Origin of the sequence: Pseudomonas fluorescens, assembly GCF_902497785.1 — a bacterium.
Lineage (GTDB): Bacteria > Pseudomonadota > Gammaproteobacteria > Pseudomonadales > Pseudomonadaceae > Aquipseudomonas > Aquipseudomonas fluorescens_BO.
Genome location: NZ_CABVHK010000007.1, coordinates 299,751 through 306,357 on the forward strand (window position 1 = coordinate 299,751; position 6,607 = coordinate 306,357).

Genomic DNA, 6,607 nt, shown 5'->3' on the forward strand with positions numbered 1-6,607 from the left:
TCGTCAGTCGCGCGTTAAAAGGCGCGGGGCAAGCTCTTTGAGAGCGCGTCGATACACCTCGCGCTTGAATGTCACCACCTGACCCAACGGATACCAATAACTGACCCAGCGCCAGCCATCGAATTCCGGTTTACCGGTCAAATCCATCCGCACCCGCTGCTCGTTGGAGATCAGGCGCAGGAGAAACCATTTCTGTTTCTGGCCGATGCACAGCGGTTGGCTGTGGGTACGGACCAGACGTTGCGGCAAACGATAGCGCAACCAGCCCCGGGTACAGGCGAGAATTTCAACATCTTCGCGCTCAAGACCCACTTCTTCGTTCAACTCGCGGTACAAGGCGTCTTCCGGCGTCTCCTGGGGGTTGATACCCCCCTGGGGAAACTGCCAGGCATCTTGATTGATACGGCGAGCCCATAGCACCTGTCCGGCATCATTCGTCAGAATGATCCCGACATTGGGGCGGAAACCATCGGGGTCGATCACGGCAACAACCTCGCAAACGCATGTCGCCGCATTGTTCCACAAAGGTTGTGAAGGCAGCAACGAGCCGGCCTACCTTATGTGCACTCTTGTGAAAAGTCCGTATTCTGGACGCCTTTCTACAGACTTTTCAGCGAGTAACTGCAATGCGCCTGGCTTTATTCGACTTGGACAACACGCTTCTGGGCGGCGACAGTGACCACGCCTGGGGCGATTACCTGTGCGAACGCGGCTTCCTCGACGCCGTCGCCTACAAGACCCGTAACGATGAGTTTTATCAGGATTACCTGGCCGGCAAGCTGGACAACGCCGCCTACCTGAACTTTTGCCTGGAAGTGCTCGGCCGCACCGACATGGCCACGCTGGATCAATGGCACAGCGACTACATGCGCGATTGCATCGAACCGATTGTGCTGCCCAAGGCAATGGCGCTATTGGCCAAACACCGCGAGGCCGGCGACAAGCTGGTGATCATTACCGCCACCAACCGTTTTGTGACCGGGCCGATTGCCGAGCGTTTGGGGGTTGAAACCCTGATCGCCACCGAATGTGAAATGGTCGATGGCCGTTACACCGGGCGCAGCACTGATGTGCCGTGCTTCCGCGAGGGCAAGGTGACGCGGTTGAATCGGTGGCTGGAAGAGACCGGGCACAACCTGGAAGACAGTTATTTCTACAGCGACTCGATGAATGATTTGCCGTTGCTGGAGCAGGTGGCGAATCCGGTGGCGGTTGATCCGGACCCGAATCTGCGTGCCGAAGCCGAGAAGCGTGGCTGGCCGGTGATGTCGTTGCGCGACTGAAAATCAAAAGATCGCAGCCTCCGGCAGCTCCTACGGGTGTACGCAAAACCCTGTAGGAGCTGCCGAAGGCTGCGATCTTTTCGGGTTAAACCGGTTTGGCGCCCATCAACCCGGCAATGGCCACAAAACACACAAAACTGATCAAAGCGATGGCAAAGGTAAACTTGCCGCTCCCGCCCTGCGCCTTGCGTAATTTGTTCAGCCGCACCAGCACCCAAAACCAGCCCAACGCCGCTACGGTGTACAGCACGCTGGACGCCAGCAACCACGTCTGCCCCAGCGGCCAGCCCACCAGATGCACCATCCACCAGCCGGTGAACGGCATGCTCAACAGCGCCAGCCCCATCAACAGCCAGACGAACACTCGCGGGCGCTGCAACGTCCGGGCGTGAGCCGTCGCATCGCCGTTACGCCGCGTGCGCCAGACCCAGATCGCCAGCCCCAGCGCGCTGATCAACAGCACCACCGTCGCCACGACATGCGCCACTTTCAGGGCGGTTAACGTATCCATTGTGCGATTTCCTTATGAATTGCCCATCAGCGTAGCCGCTCAGCCGAGAAACAGCTGATAGGCCGGGTTGTCGCTTTCGTCCCAGTAGGGGTAACCGATTTCTTCCAGCGCGGCGGGCACCAGATGACGTTCATCGTGAGGCACTTGCAGGCCTGCGACCACCCGGCCATCTGCCGCGCCATGGTTGCGGTAGTGGAACATCGAGATGTTCCAGCGCCCGCCGAGTTTGTTGAGGAAGTTGAACAGCGCCCCCGGCCGCTCCGGAAATTCGAAGCGCAAAATCACTTCATCGACCACGTGGGCCGCGCGGCCACCGACCATATGGCGGATGTGCAGCTTGGCCAATTCGTTGTCGGTCAGGTCCAGCACCGGGAAACCCTGTTCGCTAAGGCTGGCGATCAGCGCACTGCGCGGATCGTTTTCCGGGTGCGTCTGCACGCCAACGAAGATGTGCGCTTCGCTGCCGGTGTTGTAGCGGTAATTGAATTCGGTGATCTGACGTTTGCCAATGGCTTCGCAGAACGCCTTGAAGCTGCCCGGCTTCTCGGGGATGGTCACAGCGATGATGGCTTCGCGGCCTTCGCCCAGTTCGGCGCGTTCGGCGACGTGGCGCAAGCGGTCGAAATTGACGTTGGCGCCGGAATCGATGGCGACGAAGGTGTGGCCGGTCACCGCGTGCTGCTCGACGTATTTCTTGATCCCGGCCACACCCAGCGCGCCGGCAGGCTCGGTGATCGAGCGGGTATCGTCGTAGATATCCTTGATGGCCGCACAGATTTCATCGGTCGTGACCGTGATCACGTCATCAACGTAGTCTTTGCAGATGTCGAAGGTGTGCTGACCGATCTGCGCCACCGCGACGCCATCGGCGAAGATGCCCACGGTGGGCAACACTACGCGCTCGCCGGCGGCCATCGCCGCTTGCAGGCAGTTGGAATCGTCCGGCTCGACGCCGATGATTTTGATTTCCGGGCGCAGATACTTCACGTACGCCGCGATGCCGGCGATCAGCCCGCCGCCGCCCACCGGAACGAAGATCGCATCCAGACGCCCCGGGTGCTGGCGCAGAATCTCCATGGCCACCGTGCCCTGCCCGGCAATGGTGTGGGGATCGTCGTAGGGGTGGATGTAGACGTAGCCTTTTTCGTCGACCAGTTTCAGCGAGTAGGCCAGGGCTTCCGGGAACGAATCCCCGTGCAGCACCACTTTGCCGCCGCGCGAGCGCACACCTTCGACTTTGATCTCGGGCGTGGTCTTGGGCATGACGATGGTGGCTTTCACGCCCAACACCTTGGCAGCCAGGGCCAGGCCCTGCGCATGGTTGCCCGCCGACGCAGTCACCACGCCGCGCGCACGTTCCTCATCGCTCAGTTGCGTAAGCTTGTTGTAGGCGCCGCGAATCTTGAACGAGAACACCGGCTGCAAGTCTTCGCGCTTGAGCAAAATATTGTTGCCCAGCCGCTCGGAGAGCTGGCGGGCAGTCTGCAATGGGGTTTCTACGGCAACGTCATAAACGCGCGAGGTGAGGATCTTTTTGACGTACTGTTCGAGCATCGGAAAGCATCACTGGGCGGGTTGGGCAGGGCCAAGGAGTCTAACCCGGCTTTCGGCCGGGCGACCACACTAAACAGGTGGTTTTAGAACCAGCGGAAAAGATCGCAGCCTTCGGCAGCTCCTACATTGGCATGGCGTGCATCCCGTAGGAGCTGCCGAAGGCTGCGATCTTTTGATCTGCCATTCGGGTAATCGGCCAATGACCTTGCCCGTCCCGAAGCCTATAATGCCGGCCTTTCCGTTTCTCCTTGCCCGCTTTCGGAGCCCGCATGACCCAGGATCAACTCAAACAGGCAGTGGCCCAGGCCGCCGTCGACTTCATCCTCCCGAAGCTTGACGACAAGAGCATCGTCGGGGTCGGCACCGGCTCCACCGCCAACTGCTTCATCGACGCACTGGCCAGGCACAAAGGCGCATTCGACGGCGCCGTTGCCAGCTCCGAAGCCACCGCCGCGCGCCTCAAGGGCCATGGCATTCCGGTGTATGAGCTCAACACCGTCAGCGACCTGGAGTTCTATGTCGACGGCGCCGATGAGAGCGACGAACACCTGAACCTGATCAAGGGCGGCGGCGCAGCCCTGACCCGCGAGAAGATTGTCGCGGCCGTGGCCAAGACCTTCATCTGCATCGCCGACGCCAGCAAACTGGTGCCGGTCCTCGGCGAGTTTCCGCTGCCGGTGGAAGTGATCCCGATGGCCCGCAGCCACGTGGCCCGCGAACTGGTGAAGCTCGGCGGCGACCCGGTTTACCGTGAAGGCGTGCTGACCGACAACGGCAACATCATTCTCGATGTGTTCAACATGCAGATCACCAACCCGGTGGAACTGGAGTCGCAGATCAACGCGATTGTCGGCGTGGTCACCAATGGTTTGTTCGCAGCGCGTCCGGCGGATCTGTTGTTGCTGGGCACCAGCGAAGGCGTGAAGACCCTGCGCGCCCGCTAAGCCCAAGAACACTGCAAAACCAATGTGGGAGCGAGCCTGCTCGCGAATGCGGTGGATCAGTCGAAGAATTGTTGACTGACACATCGCATTCGCGAGCAGGCTCGCTCCCACATTTTGATTCGCGGTGTTGGTCAGGGTTGTGCTGGTTTCTTGAAGACGTAGAACAGGTTCGGCTCGCTCACCAGGTACATCGTGCCGTCGTCATCCATGGCGATTCCTTCTGCTTGCGGTACGGTTTTCTGCAAGCCCTGACGGCCCTTGCTCAGCGACATGGTACTCAGTGGTCGTCCATCCACATCCAGTTCCAGAATCAGCCGCGACTCGTCGGACAGCGCCAGCAAATGGCCGCTGCGCTCGTCGTATTGCAGGCTAGACAGGTCGCGCACAAACATCCCGGCATCGCGCTTGGGGTTGTTGACCACGTGCACCGCGTAGGATTTTTCCGGGTTGTAATGCGGGAAACCCTGCACTTCGTAGATCAGCATCGGGTCGCGCTCCTTGGCGACAAACAGGCGCTTGCCTACCGAATCGTAAGCCAGCCCTTCGAATCCCTTGTTGCCGCTCATGTGCACGCCAAGGGTCATCTGCTCCGCATCCGACGAATCAAGGAACGTGGTGTCATTCTCCAGATGAATCTTGATCAGCCGCTGCTGACTCTCGTCGGTGATCACGTAGGTGTCGGCGCTGATGAACTCTACCGCCTCCGGGTCCCCGAACCCGACCAGCGCGATACGCCGAATGATCTTGCCTTCGAGCGACAGCTCGATCAGTTCGGAGTTTTTATTGGTGACGGTAAACAGGCTTTTGCGCACCGGATCGAACGTCAGCGCCGACACATCGTCGTCCAGGCCTTCAATGACGCGAGCTTCAACGGTGACCTGATAGTGGGCCAGTCCGATGGACTGCTCGCTCTCGGGCTGCCAAAGCGTATGCAGATTGAACCAGGTGCGCTCGAACAGGCGCATGTATTGACCGATCGCAACAAGCGCGATCAACAGGATTACCGAGAGCATCAGAATCAACGGTTTGGGGCGGGCAAGTCGGCGCATTCAGGCAAGCTCGGAATCAGGACGGGCGGATGAAATACCACGGCAATCTGAATTGAAGCTTAAAGGTCGTTGACGCGGTCCTACAACCTCCGACTCCTGCCCTGTAGGAGCTGCCGAAGGCTGCGATCTTTTCCGTTCGCGAGCGCGCTGATCACGGCTGCTTTTCAAAACGATAGAACAGGTTCGGTTCGCTCACCATGTACACCGTCCCCGCGTCGTCCATGGTCACGCCTTCAGCGCGAGGAATGGTTTTCTTCAGCCCGTTGAAGCCGCCAAGCAAAGTCATGAAACTCACCTGCTCGCCCTTCTCGTCGAGTTCGAGCAACAAGTGGGAATCAGCGGACAACACCAGGGTATGGCCGGTTCGAGGATCGATGGCCAGGGCCGAGAGGTTACGGATATCCAGTTCATCACTGGCCAGCTTCTGCTTGTCGCCGGTGAGGGTCTGACTGTCGGTGCTCTTCCAGGTAAACAACGCCGGCGGACGTTCTTCACCCAACAGCATCTGCTTGTTGCGCGAATCCCAGACGATGGCTTCGAACGCCTTGTTCTGGTCTTTCGACGGACCGAGGTCGTATTTCGGGAAGTTGGCGATGTTCAGCTCTCGGGTATCGGCATCAACCTTGACGATAGAAAGCACGTGTTCGCGCTCATCTACGATGGCCAGAAGACCGTTGCCCATGACCGTCACGCCTTCCGGGTTGCTCCAGCCCACCAGCGGCATCTTGCGCAATACGTCGCCCTGCAAACTCAGCTCGACCAGGAACGGATTCTTGCCCATGACCGAGAACAGGGTTTTGGTTTCAGCACTGTAGGCGAGGTCGGACGCTTCGTCCTTTTCCATTCCCGGCAATGGCTTGGCGTCGATCACTGCCCGGTAATCCGGTAGCCATATGCTCTCCTGGCGTTCGGTCGGGCTTTCGAAACGTTCCAGCACCCAGAGCGCACCCCGGTCATCCCAATGCATGACGAACGCGAGGCCATACGCGGCGGCCACCGCCAGCAAAAGCCATGAATACCAACGCATGTACACGCGCGGGCGACGGGCAGTTTTTAGCGTGGGCAGCGGTTGATTGGCCATCGAGGGATGTGTTCCAGAAATTCAGGCTATGGGTAATAGCACAATTGGGACCGGCTCAGACGCCGGAATCCGCGGAATTATCCAGACAAGATGTGAAAAAAACGGGAAATGGCGGGATTGCCCTGCATCGGCGCAGAGCTTTGAGACCACCCAATACCCTGTGGGAGCGAGCTTGCTCGCGATGG

General features: G+C 59.4%; 7 protein-coding genes. 2 read left to right on the forward strand and 5 right to left on the reverse strand.

Annotated elements, in window-relative coordinates; translation table 11 throughout:
• Positions 1-3: 3 nt before the first annotated feature.
• Positions 4-483, reverse strand: a complete 480-nt coding sequence (locus F8N62_RS13275; RefSeq protein ID WP_007945562.1) for an RNA pyrophosphohydrolase — start codon at positions 481-483, stop codon at positions 4-6.
• A 143-nt stretch (positions 484-626) separates the two neighbouring features.
• On the opposite strand from F8N62_RS13275, the gene F8N62_RS13280 reads away from it, so the two are divergent.
• Positions 627-1,283, forward strand: a complete 657-nt coding sequence (locus F8N62_RS13280) for an HAD family hydrolase (protein ID WP_150711342.1) — start codon at positions 627-629, stop codon at positions 1,281-1,283.
• 85 nt (positions 1,284-1,368) lie between these two features.
• On the opposite strand, the gene F8N62_RS13285 is transcribed toward F8N62_RS13280, so the two are convergent.
• Both F8N62_RS13285 and ilvA read right to left on the reverse strand, forming a co-directional pair.
• The gene (locus F8N62_RS13285) at positions 1,369-1,794 is read right to left on the reverse strand and encodes a DUF2269 domain-containing protein (RefSeq protein WP_150711343.1); all 426 of its coding nucleotides are present in this window, start codon (positions 1,792-1,794) and stop codon (positions 1,369-1,371) included.
• Between the two features lie 39 nt (positions 1,795-1,833).
• Positions 1,834-3,348, reverse strand: coding sequence for a threonine ammonia-lyase, biosynthetic (ilvA, locus tag F8N62_RS13290; protein WP_150711344.1), 1,515 nt, complete (start codon positions 3,346-3,348; stop codon positions 1,834-1,836).
• Between the two features lie 269 nt (positions 3,349-3,617).
• Between ilvA and rpiA the strand changes: the two genes are divergently transcribed.
• Entirely contained in the window at positions 3,618-4,292 is a 675-nt protein-coding gene (rpiA, locus tag F8N62_RS13295; protein ID WP_150711345.1) for a ribose-5-phosphate isomerase RpiA, read from the forward strand.
• 131 nt (positions 4,293-4,423) lie between these two features.
• Here rpiA and F8N62_RS13300 read toward each other — a convergent pair whose 3' ends face one another.
• Together F8N62_RS13300 and F8N62_RS13305 are read right to left on the reverse strand one after the other, a co-directional pair.
• Positions 4,424-5,341 (reverse strand): SdiA-regulated domain-containing protein, encoded by a 918-nt coding sequence (locus tag F8N62_RS13300; RefSeq protein ID WP_150711346.1) that lies wholly within the window; start codon positions 5,339-5,341, stop codon positions 4,424-4,426.
• 151 nt (positions 5,342-5,492) lie between these two features.
• Positions 5,493-6,422: an SdiA-regulated domain-containing protein gene (locus F8N62_RS13305; RefSeq protein WP_150711347.1), complete on the reverse strand. Its 930-nt coding sequence runs from the start codon at positions 6,420-6,422 to the stop codon at positions 5,493-5,495.
• Positions 6,423-6,607 lie beyond the last annotated feature (185 nt).